Annotated in this window: 23 protein-coding genes; 15 read left to right on the top strand and 8 right to left on the bottom strand. The window is 72.1% G+C overall.

The genetic code is table 11. The features are described from left to right. Positions 1 to 38 precede the first annotated feature (38 nt). Positions 39 to 1,103: a biotin/lipoate A/B protein ligase family protein gene (locus tag AB0L95_RS23465; protein WP_365164093.1), complete on the bottom strand. Its 1,065-nt coding sequence runs from the start codon at positions 1,101 to 1,103 to the stop codon at positions 39 to 41. Between the two features lie 236 nt (positions 1,104 to 1,339). On the opposite strand from AB0L95_RS23465, the gene AB0L95_RS23460 reads away from it, so the two are divergent. Beyond that, positions 1,340 to 3,061 carry a SpoIIE family protein phosphatase gene (locus tag AB0L95_RS23460; RefSeq protein WP_365164091.1) on the top strand — a complete coding sequence of 574 codons (1,722 nt, stop codon included), beginning with the start codon at positions 1,340 to 1,342 and terminating at the stop codon, positions 3,059 to 3,061. 50 nt (positions 3,062 to 3,111) lie between these two features. Here AB0L95_RS23460 and AB0L95_RS23455 read toward each other — a convergent pair whose 3' ends face one another. Together AB0L95_RS23455 and AB0L95_RS23450 are read right to left on the bottom strand one after the other, a co-directional pair. After that, a complete protein-coding gene (locus AB0L95_RS23455; RefSeq protein WP_365164090.1) occupies positions 3,112 to 3,318 on the bottom strand; it encodes a DUF6417 family protein in 207 nt (68 codons plus the stop codon). Between the two features lie 131 nt (positions 3,319 to 3,449). Further along, positions 3,450 to 4,430: a D-cysteine desulfhydrase family protein gene (locus AB0L95_RS23450; RefSeq protein WP_365164089.1), complete on the bottom strand. Its 981-nt coding sequence runs from the start codon at positions 4,428 to 4,430 to the stop codon at positions 3,450 to 3,452. A gap of 255 nt (positions 4,431 to 4,685) precedes the next feature. On the opposite strand from AB0L95_RS23450, the gene AB0L95_RS23445 reads away from it, so the two are divergent. Then, on the top strand, positions 4,686 to 5,597 hold the full coding sequence (locus tag AB0L95_RS23445; protein ID WP_365164088.1) for an SGNH/GDSL hydrolase family protein: 912 nt from the start codon (positions 4,686 to 4,688) through the stop codon (positions 5,595 to 5,597). A 99-nt stretch (positions 5,598 to 5,696) separates the two neighbouring features. On the opposite strand, the gene AB0L95_RS23440 is transcribed toward AB0L95_RS23445, so the two are convergent. Continuing rightward, positions 5,697 to 6,599, bottom strand: a complete 903-nt coding sequence (locus AB0L95_RS23440; protein ID WP_365164086.1) for a hypothetical protein — start codon at positions 6,597 to 6,599, stop codon at positions 5,697 to 5,699. A gap of 175 nt (positions 6,600 to 6,774) precedes the next feature. Between AB0L95_RS23440 and AB0L95_RS23435 the strand changes: the two genes are divergently transcribed. From AB0L95_RS23435 to AB0L95_RS23405, 7 genes are all read left to right on the top strand, one after another. Beyond that, on the top strand, positions 6,775 to 6,948 hold the full coding sequence (locus tag AB0L95_RS23435; RefSeq protein WP_365164085.1) for a CsbD family protein: 174 nt from the start codon (positions 6,775 to 6,777) through the stop codon (positions 6,946 to 6,948). Positions 6,949 to 7,142: 194 nt separating this feature from the next. Beyond that, the gene (locus AB0L95_RS23430; RefSeq protein ID WP_365164083.1) at positions 7,143 to 7,493 is read left to right on the top strand and encodes an STAS domain-containing protein; all 351 of its coding nucleotides are present in this window, start codon (positions 7,143 to 7,145) and stop codon (positions 7,491 to 7,493) included. A gap of 5 nt (positions 7,494 to 7,498) precedes the next feature. Continuing rightward, entirely contained in the window at positions 7,499 to 8,425 is a 927-nt protein-coding gene (locus AB0L95_RS23425; RefSeq protein WP_365164211.1) for an anti-sigma factor RsbA family regulatory protein, read from the top strand. Positions 8,426 to 8,710: 285 nt separating this feature from the next. After that, positions 8,711 to 8,902 (top strand): putative ATP-grasp-modified RiPP, encoded by a 192-nt coding sequence (tgmA, locus tag AB0L95_RS23420; protein WP_365164082.1) that lies wholly within the window; start codon positions 8,711 to 8,713, stop codon positions 8,900 to 8,902. Between the two features lie 16 nt (positions 8,903 to 8,918). Then, the gene (tgmB, locus tag AB0L95_RS23415) at positions 8,919 to 9,890 is read left to right on the top strand and encodes an ATP-grasp ribosomal peptide maturase (RefSeq protein ID WP_365164081.1); all 972 of its coding nucleotides are present in this window, start codon (positions 8,919 to 8,921) and stop codon (positions 9,888 to 9,890) included. Positions 9,891 to 10,019: 129 nt separating this feature from the next. Further along, positions 10,020 to 10,979 (top strand): LysR family transcriptional regulator, encoded by a 960-nt coding sequence (locus tag AB0L95_RS23410; RefSeq protein WP_365164080.1) that lies wholly within the window; start codon positions 10,020 to 10,022, stop codon positions 10,977 to 10,979. A 162-nt stretch (positions 10,980 to 11,141) separates the two neighbouring features. Continuing rightward, positions 11,142 to 13,139, top strand: a complete 1,998-nt coding sequence (locus tag AB0L95_RS23405; RefSeq protein WP_365164079.1) for a collagenase — start codon at positions 11,142 to 11,144, stop codon at positions 13,137 to 13,139. Positions 13,140 to 13,317: 178 nt separating this feature from the next. On the opposite strand, the gene AB0L95_RS23400 is transcribed toward AB0L95_RS23405, so the two are convergent. Next, positions 13,318 to 14,307: an aldo/keto reductase gene (locus AB0L95_RS23400; protein WP_365164078.1), complete on the bottom strand. Its 990-nt coding sequence runs from the start codon at positions 14,305 to 14,307 to the stop codon at positions 13,318 to 13,320. Between the two features lie 248 nt (positions 14,308 to 14,555). After that, positions 14,556 to 15,368 (bottom strand): SAM-dependent methyltransferase, encoded by an 813-nt coding sequence (locus AB0L95_RS23395; RefSeq protein ID WP_365164077.1) that lies wholly within the window; start codon positions 15,366 to 15,368, stop codon positions 14,556 to 14,558. Positions 15,369 to 15,619: 251 nt separating this feature from the next. Between AB0L95_RS23395 and AB0L95_RS23390 the strand changes: the two genes are divergently transcribed. Both AB0L95_RS23390 and AB0L95_RS23385 read left to right on the top strand, forming a co-directional pair. Further along, positions 15,620 to 16,858, top strand: coding sequence for a PP2C family protein-serine/threonine phosphatase (locus tag AB0L95_RS23390; RefSeq protein ID WP_365164076.1), 1,239 nt, complete (start codon positions 15,620 to 15,622; stop codon positions 16,856 to 16,858). A gap of 274 nt (positions 16,859 to 17,132) precedes the next feature. After that, positions 17,133 to 17,825 carry a hypothetical protein gene (locus AB0L95_RS23385; protein WP_365164075.1) on the top strand — a complete coding sequence of 231 codons (693 nt, stop codon included), beginning with the start codon at positions 17,133 to 17,135 and terminating at the stop codon, positions 17,823 to 17,825. A 24-nt stretch (positions 17,826 to 17,849) separates the two neighbouring features. Here the strand turns inward: AB0L95_RS23385 and AB0L95_RS23380 are convergent, their stop codons facing one another. Beyond that, positions 17,850 to 18,584 (bottom strand): LmeA family phospholipid-binding protein, encoded by a 735-nt coding sequence (locus tag AB0L95_RS23380; RefSeq protein WP_365164074.1) that lies wholly within the window; start codon positions 18,582 to 18,584, stop codon positions 17,850 to 17,852. A gap of 2 nt (positions 18,585 to 18,586) precedes the next feature. Then, positions 18,587 to 21,028, bottom strand: coding sequence for an MMPL family transporter (locus AB0L95_RS23375; protein ID WP_365164073.1), 2,442 nt, complete (start codon positions 21,026 to 21,028; stop codon positions 18,587 to 18,589). A gap of 355 nt (positions 21,029 to 21,383) precedes the next feature. On the opposite strand from AB0L95_RS23375, the gene AB0L95_RS23370 reads away from it, so the two are divergent. The 4 genes from AB0L95_RS23370 to AB0L95_RS23355 all read left to right on the top strand — a co-directional run bounded on the left by AB0L95_RS23370 (position 21,384) and on the right by AB0L95_RS23355 (position 26,437). Then, on the top strand, positions 21,384 to 22,070 hold the full coding sequence (locus AB0L95_RS23370; RefSeq protein WP_365164072.1) for a response regulator transcription factor: 687 nt from the start codon (positions 21,384 to 21,386) through the stop codon (positions 22,068 to 22,070). After that, the gene (locus AB0L95_RS23365) at positions 22,067 to 23,449 is read left to right on the top strand and encodes a HAMP domain-containing sensor histidine kinase (RefSeq protein ID WP_365164071.1); all 1,383 of its coding nucleotides are present in this window, start codon (positions 22,067 to 22,069) and stop codon (positions 23,447 to 23,449) included. The genes AB0L95_RS23370 and AB0L95_RS23365 overlap by 4 nt, the downstream gene beginning before the upstream one ends. A gap of 122 nt (positions 23,450 to 23,571) precedes the next feature. Continuing rightward, positions 23,572 to 24,090: a hypothetical protein gene (locus tag AB0L95_RS23360; RefSeq protein WP_365164070.1), complete on the top strand. Its 519-nt coding sequence runs from the start codon at positions 23,572 to 23,574 to the stop codon at positions 24,088 to 24,090. Positions 24,091 to 24,367: 277 nt separating this feature from the next. Then, positions 24,368 to 26,437, top strand: coding sequence for a SpoIIE family protein phosphatase (locus tag AB0L95_RS23355; RefSeq protein WP_365164069.1), 2,070 nt, complete (start codon positions 24,368 to 24,370; stop codon positions 26,435 to 26,437). The last annotated feature ends 60 nt before the right edge of the window (positions 26,438 to 26,497 follow it).

Below are 26,497 nucleotides of genomic sequence, written 5' to 3'. Positions count from 1 at the left end.
CTGATGTCGGCCCGGCCGCACGCACGAACCGTGCACGGCTACGGCACGCGCGCGGTCCACTCCGGGGCGGAGAACTTCGTGGCGGCCAGCTCCTCGGCGTACTCCAGTTCCTGCGGGGTGATGTGGCCCGTGCTGAGGCCGTAGCGGGTGCGGAACGACTGGATCATGCGGTCGATGACGGCCTCCCGGGACAGCCCGGTCTGCCGCCGCAGCGGGTCGACGCGCTTCGTGGCACTCCTGGTCCCCTTGTCGGACAGCTTCTCCCGGCCGATGCGCAGCACCTGGACCATCTTGTCGGCGTCGATGTCGTAGGACATGGTCACGTGGTGCAGGACCGCGCCCGGGCCGGCTTCGGGGCCGACCATGCGCTTCTGCGCGGCTCCGGCGATCTTGCCGGCCTCGGTGGCGATGTCGTTGAGGGGCTGGTACCAGGCCTTGATGCCCATGTCGTCCAGAGCGCCCAGCACCCAGTCGTCGAGGTAGGCGTAGGAGTCGGCAAAGGACAGTCCGGACACGAGGGAAGCCGGCGCGGACAGGGAGTAGGTGATGGTGTTCCCGGGCTCGACGAACATGGCACCTCCCCCCGAGATGCGCCGTACGACGGTCATCCCGTGCCGTTGCGCGGCCTCGGCGTCCACCTCGTTGCCCAGCGACTGGAAGCTGCCGATGACGACGGCCGGGCCGCCCCACTCCCACACCCGCAGAGTCGGCGGCCGGTGCCCGGCGGCGACCTCAGCCGTGAGGACCTCGTCCAGGGCCATGTGCAGGGCGGGCGACTGGGGCTCCTCGTGGATGAGCTGCCAGTCGTAGTCGGTCCAGTCGGTGGCCTGGGCGAGCGCGCGCCGGACGGCGGTCGCGATGCCTTCAGGAGTCAGGCCGTACATGACGGTGTCCTCGGGCAGGCCCGCTCGGATGCGCTCGGCGAGTTCGGAGGCTTCCGTGGTCACCGGGGCGCCTTCGAGAGCCCGGTCGATGGCGAGCAGGGCCTCATCGGGTTCGAGGAAGAAGTCTCCCGCGACGCGGACATCGCGCAGGACGCCGTCGCGGTCGTCGAGATCGACCACCACCAGCTTGCCCCCGGGGACCTTGTACTCGCCGTGCATGCCCACCGCCTTGATCGTTCCTGGACTGCCGTAACGCTAACGCCGCTCGCTTGTCTCCTGTTCCACACGCCTGCCCGAGCGTGCGGCGTAGCAGTGGCCTGTTCACGGAGTCCAAAACGGTGTGTGCGCACCGCTCGGAAGCCGGTGAGAATATCGGCACCAGATACGGTCGCCGTCGGTCCCTGCGCGGGCAGGGAGGCACGGTCGGCCGCGGCGCGGAGGGGAGGAGGCCGGGGATGATGAACCTCAACGGCATCGACACCGTCGACGAGCCCTCTCGGCGAACCGGTCAGGAGTCTCTGAAACCGGCGCTCGACGCCCTCGGCACCGGCGCCTATGTCGTCGACGAGCAGGGGCACATCGTCGCCGTCAACTCCCGCGCCGAGCACCTGCTCATCCGGTCCGCCGGGGAACTCCTCGGGCAGGACGCCCACGACCTGTTGCACCGCGACGCTCATGGGGAGCCGGTGCCCAGGGCGCAGTGTGTGATGAGAAGGGCCTTCCTGGGCCGGCAGACGGCACAGGCCGGGGACGTCTGGTTCGTCCGCGGGGACGGCTTTCTGCTGCCGGTGTCCTGGCTGGTCACCCCGTACGACATCGGTGAGCCGCAGGGCGGCACGCTGGTGCTCTTCCACCCGTCCTCCGACATGGACACCCCCCGTGCCCGCACGGAGCCGACCACGGCGCCGCTCCTCGAGCTGGAACGGCTGGCCCTGCTCGCCGAGACGACCACCCAGTTGACCTCGACGCTCGATGTGGACGAGGCGCTGCGGCGGCTGCTGGGCCTGGTGGTGCCGCGGCTGGCGGACTGGGCCGTCATCGACCAGATCACCGAGCGCGACGAGGTGTGGCGCACGGCCGTGGTCCATGGGGAGAACGGTGTTCTGGTGCACCGGGACGACCTGCAGGGGCCGATGCCGCCCGTGCCGGAGGACTCCCCGATGCCGCTGTCACGCGCCCTGCGCGGCGTCGCGTCGACCCTGACGGGCCCCGGGACCTACCGACGCGCGCCGGACTCGGGGCTCGCGGTCGCGCAGCGCCGGCTGTTCGAGGCGACCGGTATGCACTCCGCGGCCATCGCGCCGATCCGCGGCCTGCGTGAGGTGCTCGGGGCCCTGACCCTGGGGCGGTCGGAGCGGCCCGAGACGTTCACCTCCGCCGACCTCGCACTGCTGGAGGACATCACCCGCCGGGCCGGGCTGGCCCTGGACAACGCGCGGCTCTACCAGCGGCAACGCAAGGTAGCCGAGACCATGCAGCGCCATCTGCTGCCCCAGCTGCCGCGGCTGCCCGGGCTCGAGATGACCGCGCGGTATCTGCCCGCTCCCGACGCCTCACAGGTCGGCGGCGACTGGTACGACGTCTTCGCGCTCGCCGACGGCGACACGGCGCTCGCCATCGGGGACGTCGCCGGACACGATCTGGACGCGGCGGCCGGTATGGCGCAGGTGCGCAACATGCTGCGTGGCCACGCCTGGTCCCAGAAGGAACCGCCGAGCCGCATAGTGGAGTGGCTCGACGAGGCGATGACCCGCCTCACCGATGTCTCCATGGCCACCACGGTCTTCGCCCGGACGGCGGTCGGCAGCGACGGACGATGGACCCTGATGTGGACCAACGCCGGTCACCCCCCGCCCCTGCTGGTGACGCGTGAGGGCCTGACGGAGTACCTCACCGAGGGGCACGGCCCGCTCCTCGGCATCAGGCCCCGGCGGCACCGCCGCGACGCGACCGTGGTGCTGCCGCCCGAGTCGACGTTGCTGCTGTACACCGACGGTCTCATCGAATCCCGGGGTCATTCCCTCGACGAGGGACTCGACCGGCTGCGCCGGCACGCCGCCGCGCTGGCCCGCCGCTCGCTGGAGTCGTTCGCCGACGAGTTGCTCGAACGCACGCGTCCGGCCGACAACGACGACGACGTCGCCGTTCTGGCCCTGCGCACGCCCGAGGTGCCGTGACGGCCGCCTCTCGCGCGCGCCGGGCACCCGGGCCCGGCGGGCCCCGGCGGTCAGTTCTCCGACGGGATGCGGGCCGCGATCTCCCGGGCCAGCCGTTCCGCCTCCGCGGACAGCGGGCCGCCCTGCTCGGCGACCGTCGCCAGCAGTCGTAGCAGATCGTCCGCCTCCTCGCGGCTCATCAGTGCCAGCCGCTCCATCGTCTGCTCGACGGGAGCGGACTCGAGGCCATCGAGGTCGAGGGGGTCGTTGTCGTCCATGTCCTGGGCAACGTACCCGGTGCGCGGCTGGTCACGCGGAACGGGGGCCGATGCGCGAAGGCGTGGCGCCGTCCCCTTGACGCGCCGTGGCGCACCGGTACGGCGCCACGCACGGGAGCGGCTGTCCGGTCTCAGCCGACCGGGTGGGAGCACAGGGCGCTGACGGTACGCCGTACGGTCTCCGCATGGCCGAACAGGCCGGGCAGCCCACCGGTGTGGAGCAGCACGGTGCGTTCCCCGCGGCGGATGTCGCCGTCCCGGACGGCGCTGATCAGACCGGCCAGGGCGCGACCGCTGTAGACCGGGTCCAGGACGATGCCCTCGGTGGTGGCGGCTGTTCGCATCGCCTCCAGAACGGGTTCGTGCAGTGTTCCGTATCCGGCGCCCACCTGGTCGGTACGGATGCGCAGGGAGCCGGGTGCGACATCGCGGCGGGTGAGGGCGGTCGTGAGGCCGGCGACCGTCTCGGCGGGCTCGGCCACCGCGCCGCAGTGCACGCCGAGGACACGTTCCTCGCGGAGCGCGCCGATCAGCCCGGCCATGGTGCCGCCGGAACCGAGCGCGACCACGACATGCCGTACGTCGGGCAGTTGGGCGAGCAGTTCCTCCCCGCCGTCCACGTATCCCCTTGCTCCCAGAGGGCTCGAACCACCGAAGGGGATGAGGCAGGGGTGCGCGCCGCTCTCGCGCAGTCGCGCGCACAGGTTCTCGGCGGCGTCACCCAGGGCGCTGGGAGCCCCGTCCCCGGCCCAGTGGATCCGCGCCCCGAAGAGGCTGTCCAGGACGAGGTTGCCGGATCCGTTCGCCGTGTCGGCCCCCGTACCGGGGAAGACCAGGACGACGTCGAGTCCCACCCGGGCACCGGCGGCCGCGGTGAGGCGGGCGTGGTTGCTCTGCGCGGCCCCGGTGGTGACCAGTGTGTCCGCGCCGTCCGCCAGGGCGGCTCCGACGGTCCACTCCAGTTTGCGGACCTTGTTGCCGCCGCCCCCGAGGCCGATGAGATCGTCCCTCTTGACCCACAGATCGTCCTCGCCGAGGCCGAGCGCCGTCGCGAGGCGGGGCATCGGCTCCAGCGGGGTGGGCCACGTCGACAGGGTGATCCTGTCACTCATGCGATCTCCAGCGGACGGACGAACGAGGGACCACACCAAGGGTCCAGGTGATCCGCATTATCCACCGCGATCGAGGGGGCCGGGCGGGAGCGGGGCGCCGGCCCAGCGGGCCCGCCGATTCGTTACGGCACAGCAGGTACCGCAGGCCGGTGTTCTTTGTGATCCTCAGATCCCGTGCGGGCCGGGCGAGTTGACCCCGCGTCGGCTCCGGCCGCCCGGCCGGAGGCTCTGTTCCCTTCCATGAAAGGACCGGCCGTGGCGAAGAAGGCACGGAGTCTCGGTGCGAGACGTGCGTTGGCGTTCAGTGCGGCAGTGATCAGCGGCGCCGCCGTTCTGGCGGGCCCGGGCGCCGCTGCGGCGAGCACCGCCCCCGTCGGCGCGCGGGGCGGTGACTATGTCGCCCTCGGCGACTCCTATGCGTCGGCACCGGCGGTCCCCGGCCAGGTGGACGCCAACTGCAAGCGGTCCGACCACAACTACCCCTCCCTGGTGGCCGCGTACGAGCCGGCGCGGCTGACGGACGTGACCTGTTCCGGGGCCACGACCGTCGAGATGACGGCCCCTCAGGGCACGGCCCCGGCGCAGTTCGCCGCGCTCAGCCGCACGACGGACCTGGTGACCGTCAGCATCGGCGGCAACGACGTCGGCTTCACCACCGTGCTCGGCACCTGTGCCCGCCTCACCCCGTCCGATCCGGCCGGTGCCCCGTGCCGTGCCTACTTCACCAGTGGCGGCGGTGACCGGCTCAAGGAGACGGTCGAGCGGACGGCGCCGAAGATAGCCCGTGTGCTTCACGGCATCCGGCAGCGCTCTCCGCACGCCCGGATCCTGGTGGTGGGCTACCCGGACCTGTTCCCGGACAACGGTGTGGGCTGCACGAGCACCGCGGTCCCGTTCGCCGCCGGGGACTTCCCCTATCTGCGGGACAAGGAGAAGGAGCTCAACGCGATGCTGGCCAGGGAGGCGCACCGGCATGGCGCGCGGTACGTCGACACGTACACGCCGACCATCGGGCACGACCTGTGCCGGCCGACCGGGCAGCGCTGGATCGAGACCCTCGCCCCGGCCACGCCCGCCGCGCCCCTGCATCCCAACGCCCAGGGGGAGCAAGCGATGGCGGCGGCCGTCGAGCACGCCCTCGGGTGTCACGGGTGGCGGCGCGGGTGACCGTCCCCGGCGGGCCGCGGGCCTGGTGACGCGGCCCGCCTCGCCTCCGCCCGCCCGTGCGCCGCGCACGGGCGGGCTCCCGCGCGAGACCCGTGTACGTCAGGTCGTGGTCGCGGGGCGAGCGCCGCCGGAGTCACTGTGCGGAGCACCCGTGAGCCCCACCGGATTGCCCGAGGGAATGACTCCGGCCGCCGCCACCGCCCGGGCCCATGGAGCCAGCAGGTCCGCCAGCCGCAGCGTGGCGTCGTGGCCCAGGGCGCGCCACGGCGCCTCGGCGGCCGCGTCGGTCGCGTCCTCGACCGCGCGGCGCTCGGCCACCCCCCGGGCGGTCAGCCGCCCACTGTCGTCGATCCACCCCCGCTCCCGCAGCGCAGCCTCGGCGGCGTGCCAGGCCTCGTCGTCCCACTTCCGGCCCTCGCGCAGCAACGCACCGTCCGACTCGCCCGCGGCGGCCTTGAGCACCAGCGCCTCGACCGGGCTGATGCCGCGGCTCACCAGCACGGCCACATGCCCGTCACCACGGTGCTCACGGAGAGTGGTCACGGCCTGCCACAGCCGCGCATGCGGCTCGGCCGGACGGTCGAGGGCCTGGTTGGCCGCGCCGAGCACCCGCCCCGCGGTGTCGGCCGCCTCGGCCGCGGCCCAGGCCAGATCAGCCGCCTCGGCCGTCCGGGCACTGCGCAGGGCGTCCTCCCCGTACAGGCGCCGCATGGCGAGACCGACCCCCCGCTGTCGCGCGGCGAGGACGTCCGCCACCGTCGCGTACCGCCATGCGTCCGGCAGCGCCCGCGTCACCCGGCTGGGGTGGAACACGTAGAAGGCGCTGGTCACCACCGCCGGCGGGACCGGTCCGAGGGGCGCGGCGCGCAGGGCGACGTACCCCATCCAGAATCCGCGCATACCGACCTCGTCGGCCGCTTGCCGTGCCTCCGGCGTGAAGTACACGAGGTCGTGCACCGGCTCCGCCAGCTCCCACATCATCCGGGACAGGCCCTCGGTCACTGTGCTCCTCCTGTCCGCGTAGGCCGGGCACCACCCTGGTCATGACGGCTGTCATAGCACATCTCCCTGACGTTGTCATGGGAACACCAGGGGCCGGATGTCCAGGTTTGAACACCGGCCCCGGGGCCACTCGGTGTAATGCCCCCGTAGTCGATATGACGTGGAGTGAGCAAAGGTGGCTGGAGAGCAGAAGGCCAAAGGAAAGATGGAACAGGCCAAGGGCAAGGCCAAGGAGACCGTCGGCCGCGCGGTCGGGAACGAGAAACTGACGGCCGAGGGCCGGGCCGAGAAGGCCAAGGGCGACGCTCGCCAGGCGAAGGAGAAGACCAAGGACGTCTTCAAGCGCTGACACATGAGACGCCCGCGGAAGGGTCCCCGTGCATCGGACGGGGACCCTTCCGCTTGCCGGAGAGCCCCCGTCCGGCGTCCGGTCGGCCCGGACGGCGGACGGCGCGCCCGGCGCCGTCGAAGGGCGTTGTCGGTGGTCCGTCAGGGCTATGGTGCTTGTGTGTGGAACGGCACGAGGGCGGAGAGAGGTGGAGCGTGGACGTCTCACTCGGGGAACTCCCGACCGCCCCGCCCCGCGAGGTGGACCAGCTGGAGGCCCACCCCCTGCCGGGACGTCCCGGTGTGAGGGTCGTCGGGGAAGTCACCCTCGACACACGACGCGTCTGGCGGGAGGCGCTCGGCCTGCTGATGCGGCAGGAGGGCACACCGCTCCATATGGAGTTGTCGGAGCTGGCGTTCATCGACGTGGCCGGGGTCACGGACCTGGTGACGGCCGCACGGTCGCGGCCCGAGGCACACATCGTGGTCCACCGGCCGCCGCCGCAGTTGACGCGCGTACTCGACATCTTCTGGCCCGGAACGGACGGGATCGAGGTGGCACCGTGACCGACATGCTCGCCACTCGGGAGGCGTTCGTCCACCCGGCCCTCTTCTATCGCGGCCCGCAGCAGTACGTGGCCGGGACGGTCCCCTTCGTTCTCGCCGGACTCGCCGCGGGTGAGCCGGTCGCCGTGGCAGCTCCGCCGGACCGGCTCGCACTGATCCAGGACGGCCTGGGCACGCGTGCCGACGAGGTGTGCTTCGTGGACATGACCCAGGCTGGACGCAACCCGGGACGGATCATCCCGGGGGTGCTGCGCAGGTTCGCCGACGCCCACGGCGACGGGCGGGTGCGGATCATCGGTGAACCCGTCTGGCCCGGCCGTAGCGCGGTGGAGTATCCGGCGTGCGCGCAGCACGAGGCGCTCATCAACGCGGCGTTCACCGGGCGCGAGGTGACCATCCTGTGTCCGTACGATGCCGCCGGGCTCGACAGCGGTGTGCTCGACGACGCATGGGCGACCCATCCGGTGGTGATCGACGAGTACGGGGAGACACCGTCCGCCGTCTACAGCCCCGAGGCGGTCGTCGCCCGCTACAACGAGCCCCTGGCGGTACCGCCGGATGCCGTGGAGTTCGCCTTCGACAGCGGCGGGCAGCTGTCCCGGGCGCGGGAGTTCGCCGTCCGGCACGGGGCGCGCATGGGCCTGTCCGTTCCGCGGTTGGAGGATCTGGCGCTCGCGGTGGCGGAGTTGACCACCAACAGCGTCCTGCACGGTGCCGGCGGCGGAACTCTGCGGATCTGGGCGGAGGACGGCCAGGTCGTGTGCGAGGTGCACGACACGGGCCGGCTGATCGATCCGCTGGCCGGGCGCCGCCCCCAGGCGCCCAGCAGGCCGGGCGGCCGCGGGCTGCTGCTGGTCAATCATGTCGCCGATCTCGTCCGTGTCCACACCGGCGATCCGGGCACCACCATCCGCTTCTACCTCGCCCTCTGACCTTCGCCGGACGGATGTCCTCGGGGCCGCCTCGCGGGCTGTGCGACCAGGCGGGACGGCCGGTTCCCGCACCGTACCCAGGTCGGTCCGGCTCGGCGGCGGCCGCAGTCCCGCCCGGGTGAGGCGAACGTTCCGGGGCCGGCCGCCGGGCCGTGACACAACGTGACGCAACCATTCACCCGTTCGATTCGTATAAGTGGGTGGAGCCACAGCGACCCGGCAGCCGGCGGCCCTATCGGAGCGTCACCATCCGCCTGCCGAGGAAGCACGGAACAAGGAGAGACGATGCGACCGTTCGCGCTGCACTACGCTCGCCCGGCCGAGGAGTCGGAGGTCAGCACTCCGTACAGCTACGACTCCGCCCTGCAGTTGAACGTCCTCCCCGACGGACGGATAGCCGCCCGTGACTACGCGGTGTTGCGGGAGTGGGGAGCCACGACCTCCACGGCGGGCTCGAAGACACACTTCGACGACTGAACGCGGAGCGTCGACGATGACCGTGCTGATCCTCACTTCTGAACAGGATGTGACGGCGGACATGGTGGTGGCCGAGTTGCACGGGGCGGGTGTACCCGTGGTCCGGCTCGACCCGGCGGACCTTCCGGGCGCCGTCGCTCTCTCGGGGGAGTATGTGCACGGCACCTTCCAGGGCCATCTCTCCGCCGCCGGCCGTCTGGTGAGCACGAGCGGGCTGCGGTCCGTCTGGGTGCGCCGGCCCGGAGTCCCGGCCACACGGGCCCCCGAGCCGTCCGCCTGGCTGACCGAGGAGGCCTCGCAGGCGCTGTACGGAATGCTGTACGGCACCGGCGCACGCTGGATGAACCGCCCCGACGCGGCCCGCCGGGCCCGTCAGAAGCCCTGGCAGCTCCATCTCGCCCAGCGCAGCGGACTGCCCGTACCGGCCACTCTGATCACTACGTTTCCGCAGGCCGCCCGGGACTTCGCCGAGCGCTTTCCCGATCTGGTGGTCAAGCCCGTCTCCGGAACGCACCCGCAGGACCCGCCCCGGGCGGTGCCCACCACCCGTATCGCACCGGACGCCGACTTCGCCGCCGTGGCCTTCGGCCCCACGCTGCTGCAGCGGCGGATCGCCAAGCGCGCCGACATCCGTCTCACCGCCGTCGGTGACCAACTGCTGGCGGCGCGCAAACCGGCCGTCCCGGACGCCGACGACGTGGACGTCCGGTTCGCCCCCTCCACCGGCCCCTGGGAGCCCGTCGACGTCCCGCCCCGCATCGCACCGGCCGTGCACGCCTATCTGCGCCAGGCCGAACTGGCCTACGGCGCCTTCGACTTCGCGGAGGACGCCGACGGGATCTGGTGGTTCCTGGAGTGCAATCAGTCGGGTCAGTTCGGGTTCGTGGAGCTGGAGACCGGCCAGCCCATCGCCCGTACCCTCGCCCACTGGCTGGCGCGGGAGGAACCGGACAAGGAGCCGCCGCCCTCCCCCGGCCGGGCGCACTGACCGGCCACGGCGCCTGAGGTAGGCGGATCCCCGTCTTGTGGGCGCGAGTTCACGATGGAACGCTTCCCCACCGCCGGTGCAACGCCGGCCGCCGGACCGACCGGGCCAGGAGGAGGGAGGAGCGGGCGGATGGAGTTGGAGCTTCGGCATCTGCGTGTGCTGTGCGCGATCGCCGACGCGGGCAGCGTGGGCCGGGCCGCGTCGGACCTGGGGTACTCCCAGCCGGCCCTGAGCACCCAGCTCCAGCGCATCGAGCGCTTCTTCGGCAGCCCTCTGTTCGAGCGCGGAGTGTCGGGTGCGACGCTGACCGCGTACGGCCTGGAGGTCGTGGCCGAGGCACGGGACGTCCTGGCCCGCGCGGAGGCGATCGGGCACCGGCGGGCGGCGAACGCCGCAGGCGCGCGCCCGGTGGTGCGTCTGGCCGTGACCAACTCACCCGTTCTGCCCGGCATGGTCACCCGGGTCCGGGACCGACTGCCGGGCGTGTCGCTCACGGTGAGCAGCGTGTACGCCTCCTCGGCGATCGTCGAACTCCTGGAGAGGGGCGAGGTGGACGCCGCGGTCGCCGCGGACTACCCCGGCAGCGAACTGCGCCACTCCCCCGCGCTGGCACACCGCGGGATCGTCACCGAGCCGACGTTCGTGGCCCTGTCGGCTCGCCATCGACTGAGACACCGTCCTCAGATCCCGCTCGCCGACCTGGCCGATGACGCGTGGTTCGTGACACCGGACGACGGGGCCGGCTGGCCGGGCGTCTTCTACGCGGCATGCGAGGCGGCCGGTTTCTCGCCGGTGACGGTCCATCAATTCCTCGGTGACCGGCAGCAGTTGCTGAGCATGATCGCCGACGGACTCGGGGTGTCCCTGGTGCAGGCGACGCTCCGGACCGTCCCCGATGTGCTGGTGAGGCCTCTGAGCGGCACACCGTTGTGGTGCCGCTATGTGCTGGTCTGGCGGCGTGACGCGGTGCCCGGCGAGGTGGTGGAGACGCTGTTCTCGTCCGCCACGGCCGCCTACCGCGAACTCGTCGCGCAGTCACCGCATCTGAGGGCCTGGGCCGCGAGGACCTGGAGCGTGGCCGGGCGGTAGAGGCGGGCCGGGTAGGCAGCCGCCGTGTGCGCCGCGTGTGTTATGGCCTGACAGTGCAATGTGCTATGTCACACCCCATTGTCGGCGCATGAGGGCACTGCGATGGTGCCTCTCACGCCTCATCACCCCTTCCGAGGCGCATCGATCCAGGAAGGAGTCCGGATGCGCTACTTCGCCCTGCCCGGACGCGTGGCCGGCGCGCTCGCCGCCGGGGTCACGCTCGTCGGTCTGCTGGCGCCACCCGCCCTCGCCGCGCCCGGGTCACCGGCCCGCACCGACGCCCCCGCCACGGTCCACGGCTCCGCGACGCCCGCCGCCGTGGGCGCCCCCACCGCCGTAGCTGACTCCGCCCCGCCCGCCCCGACCGGCTCCACCCTGGTGACTCCCGGGCACGCCGTGCAGAGCCGGCGGATGGCTCCCGCCCAGCTGCCGCCGCTGCGGCCCGCCGCGTCCCCGCACATGCCCGCCGCGTCGAAGGCCGCCTGTTCCCCCGCCGACTTCGGCAGCAGGACCGGCTCCGCGCTCGTCGCGTTCATCAGAGCGTCGACCGTGGAGTGCGTCGACACCCTGTTCGCTGTCACCGGTGCCCACGCGGGCCCGGTCTTCAGAGAGTCCCAGATGGTCACCGTCGCCAAGGCCTTCACGAGCACAGCGCAGAGATACGACGGCGACAACTCGGCCGGCATCTGGCAGTTGGTGCTGTTCCTGCGGGCCGGCTACTACGTGCAGTTCAACGACCCGTCGGACACCGGCCCCTACAGCGAGCGGCTCACCGACGCCACGGCCCGCGGACTGGACGCCTTCTTCGCCCGCCGGCACGCGCGGGACGTCACCTCCGCCAACGGCGATGTCCTGGGCGACATCGTCATCCTCACCGACAGCGCCGATCTGCAGGGCCGCTATCTCACCGCCTACCGGCGCCTGCTCGGCGGATACGACGGGTCCTATGACGCCGTCGCGAGCATGATGGCCGCCGTGAACGACGTCTACACCCCGCTGTGGCGCGGAAACTGGAATCCCGCCTACGTGGACGCCGTCGCGGCCGACCCGCGCATCATCGGCACCCTGCACACCTTCGCGCTGCACCATCTGGACCTGCTGGGGACCGACCGCGCCTATCTGGACTCCAACGCCGGGATGAGCCTCGCCCGCCATGTCGAGCACCCCGCACTCACGGCCCTGGTCCGGCCACCCGCCAAGAACCTGTTGGACTCCTCGCGGATCACCGGCCCGACGGCGCAGTTGTGGGTGGCGGTCGCGACCCAGCTGGACGCATACGACAAGGCCGACTGCTCGTACTACGACGTCTGCGACCTCGCGAGCCGGTTGAGCGGTGCGGCGCTGCCGGTGACCCACGCCTGCGACGCCACGCACACCATACGGGCCCAGTCGCTGACGGCCGCCGACCTCGACGCGGCGTGTGCGAGCGTGCTGGGCCAGGACCCGTATGTGCACGACCTCGTCAAGGACGAGGGACCGATACCCGGCCAGTACGAGTCGACCCTCCAGCTCGTGGTGTTCGCAGGCCCGACCGACTACCGGACCTACGCCGGGGCCATCTTCGGCGTCAGCACCGACAACGGCGGCATCACCCTCGTCGGGAACCCGGCCGACCCGCACAACCAGCCGATGTCGATCATGTACCAGAAAGCCAGCGACGACGGCTTCACGGCCCGGATCTGGAACCTCAACCACGAGTACACGCACTATCTCGACGCACGCGACGACATGAAGGGCGACTTCACGCAACAGACGGCGGTCCCGGACATCTGGTGGATCGAGGGGCTGGCCGAGTACGTCTCCTACGGCTACCGGGGCGTCACCGACGCCGAGGCGGTCGCCGATGCCGGCAAACACACCTACACTCTGAGCACGCTGTTCCAGAGCACCTACGCCAACAGTGATGTGACGCGCACCTATCCCTGGGGCTACCTCGCGGTCCGCTACATGGTCGAGAGGCACCCGGCGGACATCCAGCGCATGCTCGCCCGCTTCCGGGTCGGCGACTACCCGGGCGGCTACGCCGTCTACGCCACCGACATCGGTACCCGCTACGACGCCGACTTCGACGCCTGGCTCACCGCCTGTGCCGCGGGCGCCTGCGCCGAACCGGGAGCGGGCGTTCCCCGGCCCGGCACTCACGGCCCGACGCACCAGTGAGACCGGCACCGCCGACCTGATCCGAGCCGCCGGCGATGGCACCGGAGCGTCGGCCACCGACGACAACGCGGCTGGGGGTCCCCCGCTCGAAGAGCCGCGGGGACCCCTGCTCGAAGCAGCTTGGGAAAGTTGCGTGCCAGGCCTAGTGCCGTGGCCGGTCTGAGCCGGCGGAGACCGCCTAGCGGTTCACGGTCCTCATGCCTGCCTCGTCGTAGCGCTCCCCCGCCGCCTTCGGAAGCTCCGCGTCGATGCGCGCGAGGTCGTCCTTCGTCAGCTCGACGTCCGCCGCGCCCGCGTTCTGCTCCAGGTAGGTGCGGCGCTTGGTGCCCGGGATCGGGACCAGGTCCTCGCCCTGGGCCAGCACCCAGGCGATCGCGAGCTGCGCCGGGGTGACGCCCTTCTCCTGCGCGATCTCCTTCACCTTCTCGGCGAGCCCGAGGTTCGCCTTGAGGTTCTCTCCCGTGAAGCGCGGGCCGGTGCGCCGGAAGTCGCCCTCGTCGAGGTCTTCGGGAGAGGCGAACCGGCCGGCCAGGAAGCCGCGGCCCAGCGGGGAGTAGGGCACGAACCCGATCCCCAGCTCACGGCAGGTGGGCAGCACCTCGGCCTCGGGGTCGCGCGTCCACAGCGAGTACTCGGTCTGCACGGCCGTGATCGGGTGGACGGCGTGCGCCCGGCGGATCGTCTCCGCGGCCGCCTCGCTCAGGCCGATGTGGCGCACCTTGCCCTCGGCGACCAACTCCGCGAGCGCGCCCACGGTCTCCTCGATCTCCACCTTGGGGTCGACCCGGTGCTGATAGTAGAGGTCGATGTAGTCGGTCCCGAGCCGCTTCAGCGAACCGTGGACCGAGCTGCGTACGTGCTCCGCGGAACCGTCCTGGGGCCCGACCGTGCTCATGTCGCCCGGGACGGCGTTGTCCATGCGGTAGTTGAACTTCGTAGCGATCACATAGGCGTCGCGGCGCCCCTTGATCGCACGGCCGACCAGCGACTCATTGGTGAGCGGGCCGTACATCTGCGCGGTGTCGAGGAAGTCGATGCCCAGCTCAAGGGCGCGATGGATGGTCTTGATGCCCTCTTCCTCGTCGGCGGAGCCGTAGAAGGCGGACATCCCCATGCAGCCGAGACCGATGGCGGACACCTCGAGGTCCCGGAGCCTGCGCTGCTTCATGATCGTCTCCAGACTTTCCCTGCGATCGTCGTCTTTCCGGCCTCACCGCCCTCCCCCGCCTCGCCGGAACCGCGGATGTCGCGCACCGGCATCCCGGCGGCACGGAGCTCGGTGGGGCCATGCCGTGGACGCTATGACGTGGAGTGCGCTCGAAGTCAAGGATGCGCTTCCCGACCTGCCGACGCATGCCCGGCCGGCGCATGCCCGGCCGGCTCGGAGCTCCGAAGAAGACGGGTGTCCGGCGCGTGTCAGGGACGCTTGCGGCCGACGCCCGCGTACACCCAGTACTCCGAGGGGTTGTCCGGGATCATGTCACTCGGGCCGGGGCGCCACAGGGGCACATGGACCAGGCCGGGCTCGACCAGGTCGAAGCCGTCGAACAGGGTGAGGATCTCGTCGCGGGAACGCGCGGTGACCGGTGATGTGGCCCTGGACCGGTACAGCTGCCCCACGGCGGCGGCGGTGTCCGGGCGGTCCTCGTTGGTGGCGTGTGTCAGCGCCAGCCAGCCGTCGTCGGGAAGGGCGTCCCTGAAGGCCGCGACGATACCGGCCGGATCCTCCTCGGCCGTGATGAAGTGCAGGATGGTGACCATCAGTACGGCGACGGGCTGGTCGAAGTCGATGAGCTTGCGCACCTGCGGGGAGGACAGGATGTCGGCCGGCCGGCGGATGTCGGCGTCGACGATGACCGCGTCCGGGTTGCCGGCGAGCAGGGAGGTGCTGTGCGCCACGGCGACCGGGTCGTTGTCCACGTACACCACGCGCGCCCCCGGAGCGGCCGACTGCGCCACCTCATGGACATTGCCCTGGGTGGGGATGCCGGAGCCGAGGTCTATGAACTGCCGCACTCCGGCGTCTATCAGAAAGCGCACCGCTCTCTGGAGGAAGGTGCGATTGGCCCGCGCCAGGGTGCGCACCTGCGGGTCGATGGCGGTGAAGGCCGCGAGAGCCTCCCGGTCGATGGCGAAGTTGTGCTCCCCGCCCAGCATGGCGTCGTACATCCGGGCGACGCTGGCCTTACCGGGATCGACACCCTTGGGGAAGAACTCATCACCCGGCACAGCAACTCTCCCCTCGCACAATGATCTTGATGTTCCATCATATAGTTGCGCTCTGGACCGCGGCGAGGCAATGCCGCTGCCGAGCGGTCTCAACCGGCCCCACCCGGAAAGGCACGACCCTGCGGAACCAAGCGCGCAGCCATCTCGACGCACCACCGGCCGCCGCCCGCTCGGGCCGTCGGCCGGCCTTCTCACCCGGGGCCGATGTCATCGGTTCGGAACTCGACCTTCATCTGACAGGTCGTCATATCGTGCAGGCGCTGACACCCGGCTTCTGCGACGCGGCGTCGGTCTATCTGCTGGAGCGCTGGCTCGTCGAGGAGAACGCGTACCCGGCCGGGGATCGGCCCCATATCGAGGCCCGTCGGCTGGCACTGCGCGTGGGAGCGGAGGCCTCCGCGACGTGGGAGGGCATACTGCCGGTCGGCGAGGTGATCGTCTTCCCGCGTGAGACGCCGTACGCGCGTTCCCTGGCCACCATGCGTCCGCAACTGCTGGACGCGGTCGACGCCCATACCTCCGAACGGCTGCGCGCGTCGAGCGGCGACGACGCCCGTGTCGGCCGGCTGCTCCGGACGGCTTCGTTCCTGGTCGTGCCCCTGCATCTGCGGGGCGCCGCCGTCGGTTTCGTCATCTGCGGTCGCGGCCCCGACCGGGCCCGCTTCCTGCCGGGCGACACCGCGGCCGTCGAGGCGCTCGCCGCGCGGGCCTGTGTGGCCCTGGACAACGCGCGCCGGTACGAGCGCGAGCGCCGGACCGCGCTGGCCATCCGGCAGAGTCTGCTTCCCGCCACAGCCCACACGTTCGACGGCTGCCATATCAGCCATGCCTACGCGCCCGCCGGCCACGACACCGTCATCGGCGGCGACTGGTTCGACGTACTGCCGCGGCCGGGCGGCCGTATCGGTCTGGTCGTCGGCGACGCCATGGGGCACGGCCCGGAGTCCGCCGTGGCGATGATTCAGCTGCGCACGGCCGCCCGCACGCTGGCCGGGATCGACATCTCCCCCGCCGAGTTGGTGCACCGGCTCGACACACTTGCCTGTGACATCCCCGGTGCCTCCTTCGCGACATGCATGTACGCCGAGTGGGACGCGCAACACCACACCTGCACCCTCGTCGGCGCCGGTCACCCTCCCCCGCTGATCCGAGGCCCGGACGGACAGGCCGCACCCGTCACCCTCACCAGTCCGGGCCTGCCGCTGGGACTCGGCACCGGCACCTGCGAACCCACGGTGCTCAAGGTGCCGGAACCGTCGCTGCTCCTGCTCTACAGCGACGGCATGGTCGAGTCACGTCAATCCGACATCGACCAGGGCATCACCCGCCTCGCAGGCCTCTTCGCCCAAGCCGTTGACGCGTCCGCCGACATCACGGCCCCCGACACCCTGCACGCGTGGTGCGAACGGATTCTTCATCACACGTCGGTCGCCGGCGGCACGGACGACCGAACCGTGCTGCTCGCCGCGCTGATGCCCTCGTCGGAGTGAGGGCCGGCGTTCACGCAGGGGGAGGGCGGACACACGTCCCGGCTCTCCCCTCGCTCGCACACATGTACCCGCAAGGCGACACACAGCCGTAACCCTCAAGCTCAGCTCGAGGAAAAGACATGACTCCAGTAGAGCAAGAGGCTCCACTCATCCGTACCATCACTACGCCGGGGTGTTCGCGTAGTTATCGCCGCCGTCACACGGACGCCAGCCCCAGAACATGTGCTTGTGGCTTTCCGTGCCGCACCACAAGAACCCGAGAAAGGTCGACCTCATGTCCGAGACCACCACCGCCGCCACCAATCTGACATCGCAGTACGCCGCCCAGGTGACCGACGACCTCGAACGCAATGTGAAGGAGCAGGACCGCATCAGCGCGGAGATCACCGCGCTGCAGCAGCAACTGGCCGGGCTGCAGCAGGACCATGTGGTGCTGGTGAACATGCAGCAGGCCCTCGGTCTGACGCCGCCTCAGGTCGCGCCTGCCACCACGGAGGACCGTGCCACCGTGCCCGCCGCCCGCCGGAAGCCGGCCGCCAAGTCCGGTACGGACAAGCAGGCGAAGCCCAAGAAGAGCGCCCCTGCGCGCGGCCGTGGCGCGGCCGGGAAGACCGCCGCCGGGAAGACCGCCGCCGAGAAGCCGGCCAAGAAGACCGCGGCCCAGCCGGCCGAGGCGAAGCCCGCCGAGCCCACGCTGGTCGAACTGGTCCGCCGTCACCTCTCCGAGCAGAGCGAACCCCGTTCCGCCGCGGAGATCACCACGGGCCTCGGCCAGGTCCATCCCGAGCGCGGCATCAAGACCACGGTGATCCGCACGACGCTCGAAGGACTCGTGGCCAAGAACCAGGCGCAGCGCAGCAAGCAGGGCGCCTCGGTCTTCTACAGCACCCCGGACACAACCGCGGAGAAGGCCGCGGACAAGGCCGCGTCGGCCGAGGGCAGCGCGGCGGCGGAGCGGACCGAGTAGGCCCCCGCGGCACCGGCGACCTGCTCAGGAGGTGTTGTTCCGGGTCGGCAGCCGAGCGGGTCCTCCGGCCAGGGTCACATCGAGACCGGATTCGGTGATGTCGAACGCCGTGGCCTTGAGACCCAGGGGATAGTCGGCGCCGGTGCGGTCGGACAGCGTGCCGCGGATGCGGTCGACGAGCGCGACGGGGGCGGGGCCGCCCAGGACCTCCGCGCTGTCGACTGCGAGCGTCAGCCGTCCGTCCTTCAGCCGGGGCCGCAGGGTCACCTGGGCCAGACCGCCCTGCCCGAGATCGAGGGCGATGGTGCCGGCCCCGGGGTCGGGGCGGACTCCGGTGACCGGGAGCCTGCTGCCGGACGCGGCGGCCAGGGCCTGAAGAGAGGCCGCGGGCACCGCGACCTCGGCGTGGGTGCGGGCGACGGTGCCGGCGTGCCGACCCGTCAGACGGATGTCGTCGAGGCGGGCCCGTACGGCCACATCGGGGATGCGTCCGAGCCGGGCGTGATCGCTGCGGACGGTCACGGCGTCCAGGTGCCGCTCCCAGAGGTCGAACAGGGCCGGTCCGCCCTCGATACGGATGTCACTGCCCTTGCCCAGGACTCTTCCGGCCACGGTGGCCAGGCGGTCGTGGAGCACGATACGGGCGGTGAGTTCGGCGCCCGCGACGGTGAGCAGCAGCGCGAGGGCGAGCGCGGTGACGGTGCGGTGGCGCCGTAGGAGCGAGCGCGTCGCCGTCGCCGGAGTCGGTGAGCGGCTCATCGTCACCGGTCCTTCGAGGGGGCGGTGACGGCTGCGTCCCGGGAGTCCCCCACCGGGTCCGGGAGGGGGGCGGGCGACGGGCCCTCGGGGTCGAAGCGGGGCAGGATCCGGTCGAGCCACCGGGGAAGCCACCAGTTGGCCCGGCCGAGCAGATACATGGTGGACGGCACCAGGACGAGCCGGACGAGCGTGGCGTCGATGACGACGCTGACGCCGAGGCCCAGGGCCAGCATCTTGATCACGACGTTGGTGGAGAGCAGGAAGGCGAGGAAGACGCTGGTCATGATGAGGGCGGCACAGGTGATGACCCGGGCGGTGCCGGCCAGTCCGGTGGCGACGCTGCGACGGTTGTCGCCGGTGTGCAGCCAGGCCTCCCGGATGCGGGACAGCAGGAAGACCTCGTAGTCCATGGACAGTCCGAAGACGATCGCGAACATCATCATCGGGACGTAGGACTCGACCGGCACCGGCTCCGGGACGCCGAGGAGCGAGGCGCCCCAGCCCCACTGGAAGACCGCCACGACCACTCCGTAGGCGGCGCCGATGGACAGCAGGTTGAGCACGGCCGCCTTGAGCGCGACGACCGGGCTGCGGAAGACGGTGAGCAGCAGCAGGAAGGCCGCCGCGACCACGACCGCGATGATGACCGGCAGCCGGTCCACCACCACGTCCCGGAAGGTGAGTTGGGCCGCGGTCGTGCCGGTGACATGGCCCACCGCGCCGGAGTCGGCGAGAGTGCCGGGGAGAACGTCGTCCTGCAGCCGGTGCAGCAGATCGGAGGTGGCCCGGTCCTGGGGGCCGGTGGTGGGGGTGACGGTGGTGACCAGCAGGGCCCGGTCACCGGTGGCGACGGGGGTGGACGCCTGGGCGACGCCGGGGGTCCGGGCGAGGGCGTCGTGCAGCGTGCCGGACAGGGCCCGGATCGTGTCGGGGCTGTCGGTGCGATGGCGGTCCAGGGCGGCGACGACGGTGAACTGGCCGTTGGTGCCGGAGCCGAAGCCATCGGAGATCAGGTCGTAGGCGCGGCGGTCGGTGTAGCCGGCCGGGTCGGCGCCGTCGTCGATGTGGCCCAGGCGCATGGATGCGGCGGGGACGGCGAGCACCGCCAGGACCAGGACGCCGACGAGGAGGAACGGCCAGGGGCGGCGGCCCACGAGGCCGGCCCAGCGGTGCCAGGTGTCGGCGGTCCCGTTGGGCTCGTCGACCGGCGGGCGCACCCGCCAGCGGTCGATACGGCGGCCCGCGATGCCCAGCAGGGCCGGGGTGAGGCTGAGCGCGGCGACGGCGGCCACGACGACGGTCAGACCGGCGGCGACACCGAGGGTGCCGATGAAGCCCACGCCCGACGCGTAGAGGCCGCCGAGCGCCAGTGCCACGGTCGTGGCGGCGACGATCACCGCACGGCCGCTGGTCGCCACGGCCCGCCCCGCGGCCTCGGCCGGGTCGTCGACGTCGTGCAGCAGCCGACGGTGGCGGGTGACGAGAAACAGGGCGTAGTCGATGCCCACGCCCAGGCCCATCATCGTGGCTAGCGTCGGCGCGGCGGTACCGAACGTCCAGGCCGCGGCCAGCAGACCGAGGAGGCAGACGCCGGTCAGCAGCCCGATCACGGCGGTGAGCAGCGGGAGTCCGGCCGCGGCCAGACTGCCGAAGCCCGTCAGCAGAACGACCACGGCGGTGGCGAGACCGATCGCCTCCGACAACCGGTCCGCGGCCTTGGGCCGTGCGAGCCGGCCCAGGGGGCCGCCGTACTCGACCTCGACGCCGGCCGCGCGCAGCGGGTGCACGGCGTCGTCGACGCCGTCCAGGAACGACGTCTCGAAGCGCACGGGGTTGCGGGCGAAGTGGACGGTGACGAGAGCCGTGGAGCCGTCGGCGGAGACCGCGCCGGGCGTCCCCAGCGGATCGGCCACGGCTGTCACCTCGGGCAGCTTCCGCAGGGCGGCGACGGCCTGTTCGACGGCCGCCCGGTGAGCGGCGAGCGACCCGTGGTCGGGGTGCAGCACGATGGGTGAGGCGGTGCCGCGCACGGCGGCCGAACCGTGCGCGTCCAGCAGGTCGGCGCCGGTCTGCACGGAGGTGCCGGGCAGCGAGAAGTCGTCGTCGTACGAGCCGCCCCAGGTCCGGTCGGCGCCGAGCGCGGCCAGGGTGATCAGCAGCCAGGTGCCCAGAACCCACCACGGCCGGCGCGCACACCATCGGCCGAGCCGGTGCAGACGTCCGATGGACGGGCGGGGGCGCGGGGTGTCGGCGGGGGGGCGGGTAGCACGGGTGCGGAGAAGGAACAGTGTCACGGCCAGGAGCAGTGCGACGGCCGTGACGATGCCCAGTACGAGGAGCGCGCGCGTTCCGGAGCCGGTGCCGGACGCGGCCGCGTCGGCGAGTCGCGCGGTCGGAGCGGGGGCGGTCGGGCCCGGTCCGGCCCACAGGTGCGGGAACGCCATGCTCAGCTCGCCCTCCCCGGTACGGCGCCGAGTACGGGCGCCGGTCGCGCCGGTGCGCCGGTCCCGTCGGGTATGCGGTCGTCCCCCGCCGGGCGCGGCGTCCGGCGGTGCGGGGAGGCGGCGGTGCCGCTGCTGTTCACGTGGTCCTCCGGTCGTTCGATCTCGGCCCCAGCGTGGCGGAGGCGTACGAGCGGGAGGTTCGGTGATTGTTCGGGCGGTGTAAGGATCGGCTCCCACCGAGGTCCGGGCCGGTGGCGCTGGTTAGCATCGAGCGTCCCGCCGCCCCGGGTCGGCCCTCGGGTCCGGGTGCGGGGAGAGAGCGGCCCCCGGGACCGGGGTGGGCGGAGAGAGGAACATGCCGGAGAACAAGGGCCTCGTCCTGGTCGTCGAGGACGAGCCGCACATCGCCGAGCTGCAACGGCGCTATCTGGCCCGGGAGGGCTTCGGTGTGCACGTCGAAGCCGACGGCGACGGGGCGCTCACCGCCGTCCGCCGGATGCGTCCGGTGGCGATCGTGCTGGACATCGCCCTGCCCGGCCTGGACGGCATGGAGGTCTGCAGACGGCTGCGCGAGGACGGCGACTGGACTCCCGTGCTGTTCGTGACCGCCCGGGACGAGGTCACCGACCGCATCCTCGGGCTGGAGCTGGGCGCCGACGACTACCTCACCAAGCCGTTCTCCCCGCACGAACTCGTCGCCCGGGTCAAGAGCCTGCTGCGGCGTGCCGCGGGCCCGGAGCGCGACACCGTGCGCCGGGTGGGCCGTCTCGCGCTGGACACCGGGCGCCGCACCCTGCGGGTGGACGACCGCCCGGTGGAGCTGACGACCACCGAGTTCAATCTGCTCGCCGAACTGATGCGCCACCCTGGGCAGGTGTTCTCCCGCGACCAGCTTCTCGCGCGGGTGTGGGGGTACGCCGGCTACCGGGACACCCGCATGATCGACGTCTACGTCTCCCAGCTGCGCGCCAAGCTCGGCGACGCGAGCCCGATCCGCACCGTGCGCGGAGTGGGGTACGGCGTCGCGGACACCGGCCGGTGACTCCGGCACGCCGCCGCGCCGCGCTGGCCGGGAGCGTCGTTCTGCTGACCACGGCCGTGGCAGCGGTCGCCGTACTGGTCACCGCTCTCTTCGCCTGGCGGACGATCCGTACCACTGCCGAGTCCCAGGAGCGCGACCAGCTCTCCCGCCAGGCGGAGGTCATGGCCCGCACCCCCGCACTGGCCTCCCTGATGCTGGACCGGCAGCAGCGCATCGCGGGCCCGAACGGCACCGAACTCGCCCTTGTCGCAACCTCCGGCGCGGTGCAGGGTCCGGCGGCGCCCGTCGTCGGCACCGCCCGGCGCACGGCACTGCTCGCGGGGCGGTACGTGTCCGGCACCGGGTTCCTGGGCGGGCGGGAGGTGCTGGTGGAGGGGGTGCCCACGCGCACGGGCGGCGGACTGGTGCTGACCCGGCCCATGAGTTCCGTGGACGAGGCCGCCGACCGGATGCGCGGTGCGCTGGTGCTGCCCCTGGGCCTCGGACTGTCCGGTGCCGCCCTGGCGGGGGCGCTGCTGGCCCGGCGTCTGGCCCGCCCGCTCGTCTCGGCCGCCCGTACCGCCCATCGGCTGTCCGAGGGCGAGCGCGGACTCCGGGTGCCGGCGGAAGGCCCCGCCGAGGTCGCCGAGCTGGCCACCGCCCTGAACTCGCTGGACGCGGCGCTGGCCCGCAGCGAGCAGCGGCAGCGGGACTTCCTGATGTCGGTCTCGCATGAGATCCGCACCCCGCTGACCACCGTGCGGGGCTATGCCGAGGCGCTGGCCGACAAGGTGATCACCGGTGACGAGGTGCCCGAGGCGGGCCGGATCCTGGGGGGCGAGATCGAACGGCTGGAGCGGTTCGTGGGCGATCTGCTCGCCCTGGCCCGGCTGGAGGCGGACGACTTCCGGCTGGACATCGACGAAGTCGATCTGGACGCCCTCGTGGCACAGGCGGCGACCGTCTGGTCGGCCCGCTGCACCGGGCACGACGTCGCCTTCCGTGCCGAACGTCCCGGACACCCGGTGCGGGTCACCACGGACCGTTTCCGGGTACGGCAGCTCGTCGACGGCCTCCTGGGGAACGCGCTGCGGGTCACCCCGGCCGGCCGGCCCCTGGTGCTGGCCCTGTGCCAGGACGGCGCCGGGGCACGGCTGGAGGTCCGCGACGGCGGTCCCGGACTCACCGAGGAGGATGTGGCGGTCGCCTTCGAACGCGGCGCGCTCACGGCGCGCTACCGGGACGTCCGCCCGGTCGGCAGCGGTCTGGGCCTGGCTCTCGCGCACCGTCTGGCCACGCTCCTCGGCGGCACCGTCACCGCCCAGGGCCACGGCCCGGAAGGCGGCGCCTGCTTCACCGTACGGCTGCCGGCCGAGCCGGGCTCGTCCCCGCGCTCCTGACACGCCCCGGGCAACGCTCGGACCGATCTTCATATGTGCGCCCGACCACGGCCCTCACCCGTCCCGGTGGCTCGCCCGCGCGTCGTTCCTCCCCCGTGCCGTCGGTGCGCGACCGTGGGCGGATGCGCCGCACGTTCCTCTCCGTCGCCGTCGCGCTGCTCGCCGCCGGGTGCGTGACCGTTCGGCACGATTCCGGTGACCGGCAGGCCGCGGCCGCCGACGCCCATGCGCCCGCGCCGATCGTTCCGCGTCCCTCGGCACCACGGCCCCCGCGAGGGACGGCGGCGCTCGTACGCACGGGTTCCGTGTCTCGTCCGTGGCTGGCGCCTTCCTCGCCCGCCGGGCTCCGCTCCTCCTCCCAGGAGCGCCGGCCCGTCCCCGCACAGCGCTCGGTCGTTCCGGACGCCCGCCGTCTCGGGGCGCCACGGGAGCAGCCGACGTCGCAGGTGCGGGCCGGGCGGCGGCCCGCCGCCGCGCCGACGCCGCACCAAGTGCCGTACGCACCCGGTCACGCCACGTCCGCCAGGCCCGCCGCCGCACATGGGCTCGCCATCCCGTCGCGCCAGGGAACCGACCCGTTCGCGGTCTGCGGCCTGGTCGAGGACATGGGGCTGACCCAGGCCGCGGCCGTCGTCTGCTGAGACCAGTCCGGCTCAGACCAGTCCGGCTCTGACCAGTCCGGCTCTGACCTGTTTCGGCTCAGACCTGGCCGGCCCTGACCGGTCGGCCGCCGACCCGTGACCGCTGGGGCGTTCGCCCGCCGTCACGCTCCGTACGGCGCCGGACACCCACCGCGTTCCGGGCTGGGCACGGCCGCACGGCCGGGGGCAGCATGGAGGTACGGGGAGCCAGACCTGGGTGTGGAGCGACACCGACGAGTGGCCCCGCGGCACGCCGGCAGACGGAGGGAGATCTGGGATGACAACCGAACCCTTCCAGGCCGACGGCGACCGAACCGACCCGGGCCGACCCCGGGCCGGCAGCCTGCTGGATCTCCTCAGCATCGCCGCGGTGGTGCTGGACACCAACGGTCGGATCGTGTTCTGGAGTCCCCAGGCCGAGGATCTCTTCGGCTACTCGGCGCAGGAGGCTCTCGGCGAGTACGCGGGGCGGCTGCTGGTCCGCCCGGAGCACCTGCAGACCATTCTCGGTCTGTTCGGCGAGGTGATGGAGACGGGCCGCAGCTGGTCCGGCGCCTTCCCCATCCTGCACAGGGACGGCAGCACTCGCCTGATGGAGTTCCGTAACATGCGGCTCCTCAACGATGTCGGCGACGTCTACGCACTGGGCATCGCCGCCGACCACGGCATGATGCAGCGCGTCGAGACCGATCTGGCCCTGTGCCAGCGGCTGATCGACCAGTCCCCCATCGGACTGGCCCTGATGGACCCCGACCTGCGCTTTCTCCTCGTCAATCAGGCGCTGGAGCGCATCGACGGCATACCCGCCGCGGAGCACATCGGCCGCCATCTGAGGGAGACCGCCCCGCCGTTCCCCGACATCGAGACCATCGAGTCCGCCCTGCACCAGGTGCTGGCCACCGGCGACCCGCTCCTGGACCAGTACGCCGTCGGCCGCACGCCGACCGATCCCGACAACGACCACGCCTGGTCCCTGTCGTTCTACCGGCTCGAAGACCCCGGCGGCCGGGTCCTCGGCGCGGCCGCCTCGGTCGTCGACGTCACCGAGCGGCATCGCGCGGCCATCGAGGCCGACCGTGCCCGGCGGCGCCTGGCCCTGATCGCGGACGCCTCCGCCCGCGTCGGCACCACCTTGGAGGTGGAGCAGACCGCCCGCGAACTGGCCGAGGTCGCGACCCCCGATCTCGCCGACGTCGTCGCCGTGGACGTCCTGGACTCCGCCCTGGCCTGCCGCCGCACGGGGCGGCCGGGAGGCGGCCCCGAACTCTTCCGCGCGCTGGCCCTCAAGGCGTCCCATCCCACCGTGGCCCTGCGCGCCGCCGACCCGCCCGGAGACCTCGCCGCCTACGACGGGGACCGGCTGGTCACCCTGTGCGTGCACTCCGGCCGGCCGGTCCTGGTACGTCAGGTCGCCCCCCAGGATCTGCGGCGCATCGCCCGCGATCCCGAGGCCGCCTCCCTCCTCGCCAGCGCCGGCGTCCACTCCTATCTGGCGGTGCCCTTGATCGCGCGCGGCGAAGTGCTCGGCGCCCTCGACCTCAAACGCACCCGCAATCCGCACCCCTTCGACCAGGACGACGTCGTCCTCGCCACCGAGCTGGCCGGTCGCGCCGCCGTGGCCATGGACAACGCCCGCTGGTACCAGAGTGTGCGCAACACCGCCCTCACCCTCCAGCGCAGCCTGCTGCCCGAGCACCCGCCCCACCACCCCGGGCTGGAAATCGCCTACCGCTACCAGCCCGCCCAGGCCACCAGCGAGGTCGGCGGGGACTGGTACGACGTCATCCCCCTCGACGACGACAAGACCGCGCTCGTCGTGGGCGACGTCATGGGAAACGGCATCGACGCCGCCGCCACGATGGGCCGGCTGCGCACCGCCACCTGCGCCTACGCGGACCTCGATCTGCCCCCCGGCACCGTGCTCCAGCATCTCGACAAGATCACCTGCGATCTGGAGCACTACATCGTCACCTGCGTCTACGCGGTGTACGACCCCCACAGCAGGCGGTGCCACCTGGCCAACGCGGGCCATATGCCGCCCGCGCTGGCCCGTCCGGGCAGGGAACCCGCGCTGCTGGACCTGCCCACCGCCGCACCGCTCGGCGTGGGCGGTGTGCCGTTCTGCACCACGACCGTCGAGCTGCTCCCGGGCGACGTGCTGATCTTCTACACGGACGGTCTCGTGGAGACCCGTCACCACGCCATCGACGACCGGCTCAACTCGCTCCTGGCCCTCCTCGACAAGCCGGAGGGGCCCCTGGAGGAGACCTGCGACCTGCTGCTGCACGGGCTGCGCCACCCCGACGACCACGACGACGTGGCCCTGCTCGCGGTCCGGACCGGCTAGGCCCGGTTCTCGTACGAGTGGACATATGTGACTCGCTCCGTGTGCGCCGAGGCCCGCCGA

This window comes from Streptomyces sp. NPDC052036 (assembly GCF_040680495.1).
GTDB lineage: Bacteria > Actinomycetota > Actinomycetes > Streptomycetales > Streptomycetaceae > Streptomyces.
Note: the sequence above shows the minus strand (reverse complement) of the source record. Positions and strands in the feature narration are given on the sequence as shown.

Bases quoted from the DNA above. Each gene is read 5' to 3' on its own strand.
- AB0L95_RS23360 (WP_365164070.1), top strand. From the start codon at position 23,572: ATGCGCCGCACGTTCCTCTCCGTCGCCGTCGCGCTGCTCGCCGCCGGG.
- AB0L95_RS23370 (WP_365164072.1), top strand. From the start codon at position 21,384: ATGCCGGAGAACAAGGGCCTCGTCCTGGTCGTCGAGGACGAGCCGCAC.
- AB0L95_RS23375 (WP_365164073.1), bottom strand. From the start codon at position 21,028: ATGGCGTTCCCGCACCTGTGGGCCGGACCGGGCCCGACCGCCCCCGCT.
- AB0L95_RS23380 (WP_365164074.1), bottom strand. From the start codon at position 18,584: ATGAGCCGCTCACCGACTCCGGCGACGGCGACGCGCTCGCTCCTACGG.
- AB0L95_RS23425 (WP_365164211.1), top strand. From the start codon at position 7,499: ATGCTCGCCACTCGGGAGGCGTTCGTCCACCCGGCCCTCTTCTATCGC.
- AB0L95_RS23410 (WP_365164080.1), top strand. From the start codon at position 10,020: ATGGAGTTGGAGCTTCGGCATCTGCGTGTGCTGTGCGCGATCGCCGAC.
- AB0L95_RS23465 (WP_365164093.1), bottom strand. From the start codon at position 1,103: ATGCACGGCGAGTACAAGGTCCCCGGGGGCAAGCTGGTGGTGGTCGAT.
- AB0L95_RS23400 (WP_365164078.1), bottom strand. From the start codon at position 14,307: ATGAAGCAGCGCAGGCTCCGGGACCTCGAGGTGTCCGCCATCGGTCTC.
- tgmB (WP_365164081.1), top strand. From the start codon at position 8,919: ATGACCGTGCTGATCCTCACTTCTGAACAGGATGTGACGGCGGACATG.
- tgmA (WP_365164082.1), top strand. From the start codon at position 8,711: ATGCGACCGTTCGCGCTGCACTACGCTCGCCCGGCCGAGGAGTCGGAG.
- AB0L95_RS23460 (WP_365164091.1), top strand. From the start codon at position 1,340: ATGATGAACCTCAACGGCATCGACACCGTCGACGAGCCCTCTCGGCGA.
- AB0L95_RS23455 (WP_365164090.1), bottom strand. From the start codon at position 3,318: ATGGACGACAACGACCCCCTCGACCTCGATGGCCTCGAGTCCGCTCCC.
- AB0L95_RS23385 (WP_365164075.1), top strand. From the start codon at position 17,133: ATGTCCGAGACCACCACCGCCGCCACCAATCTGACATCGCAGTACGCC.
- AB0L95_RS23405 (WP_365164079.1), top strand. From the start codon at position 11,142: ATGCGCTACTTCGCCCTGCCCGGACGCGTGGCCGGCGCGCTCGCCGCC.
- AB0L95_RS23450 (WP_365164089.1), bottom strand. From the start codon at position 4,430: ATGAGTGACAGGATCACCCTGTCGACGTGGCCCACCCCGCTGGAGCCG.
- AB0L95_RS23355 (WP_365164069.1), top strand. From the start codon at position 24,368: ATGACAACCGAACCCTTCCAGGCCGACGGCGACCGAACCGACCCGGGC.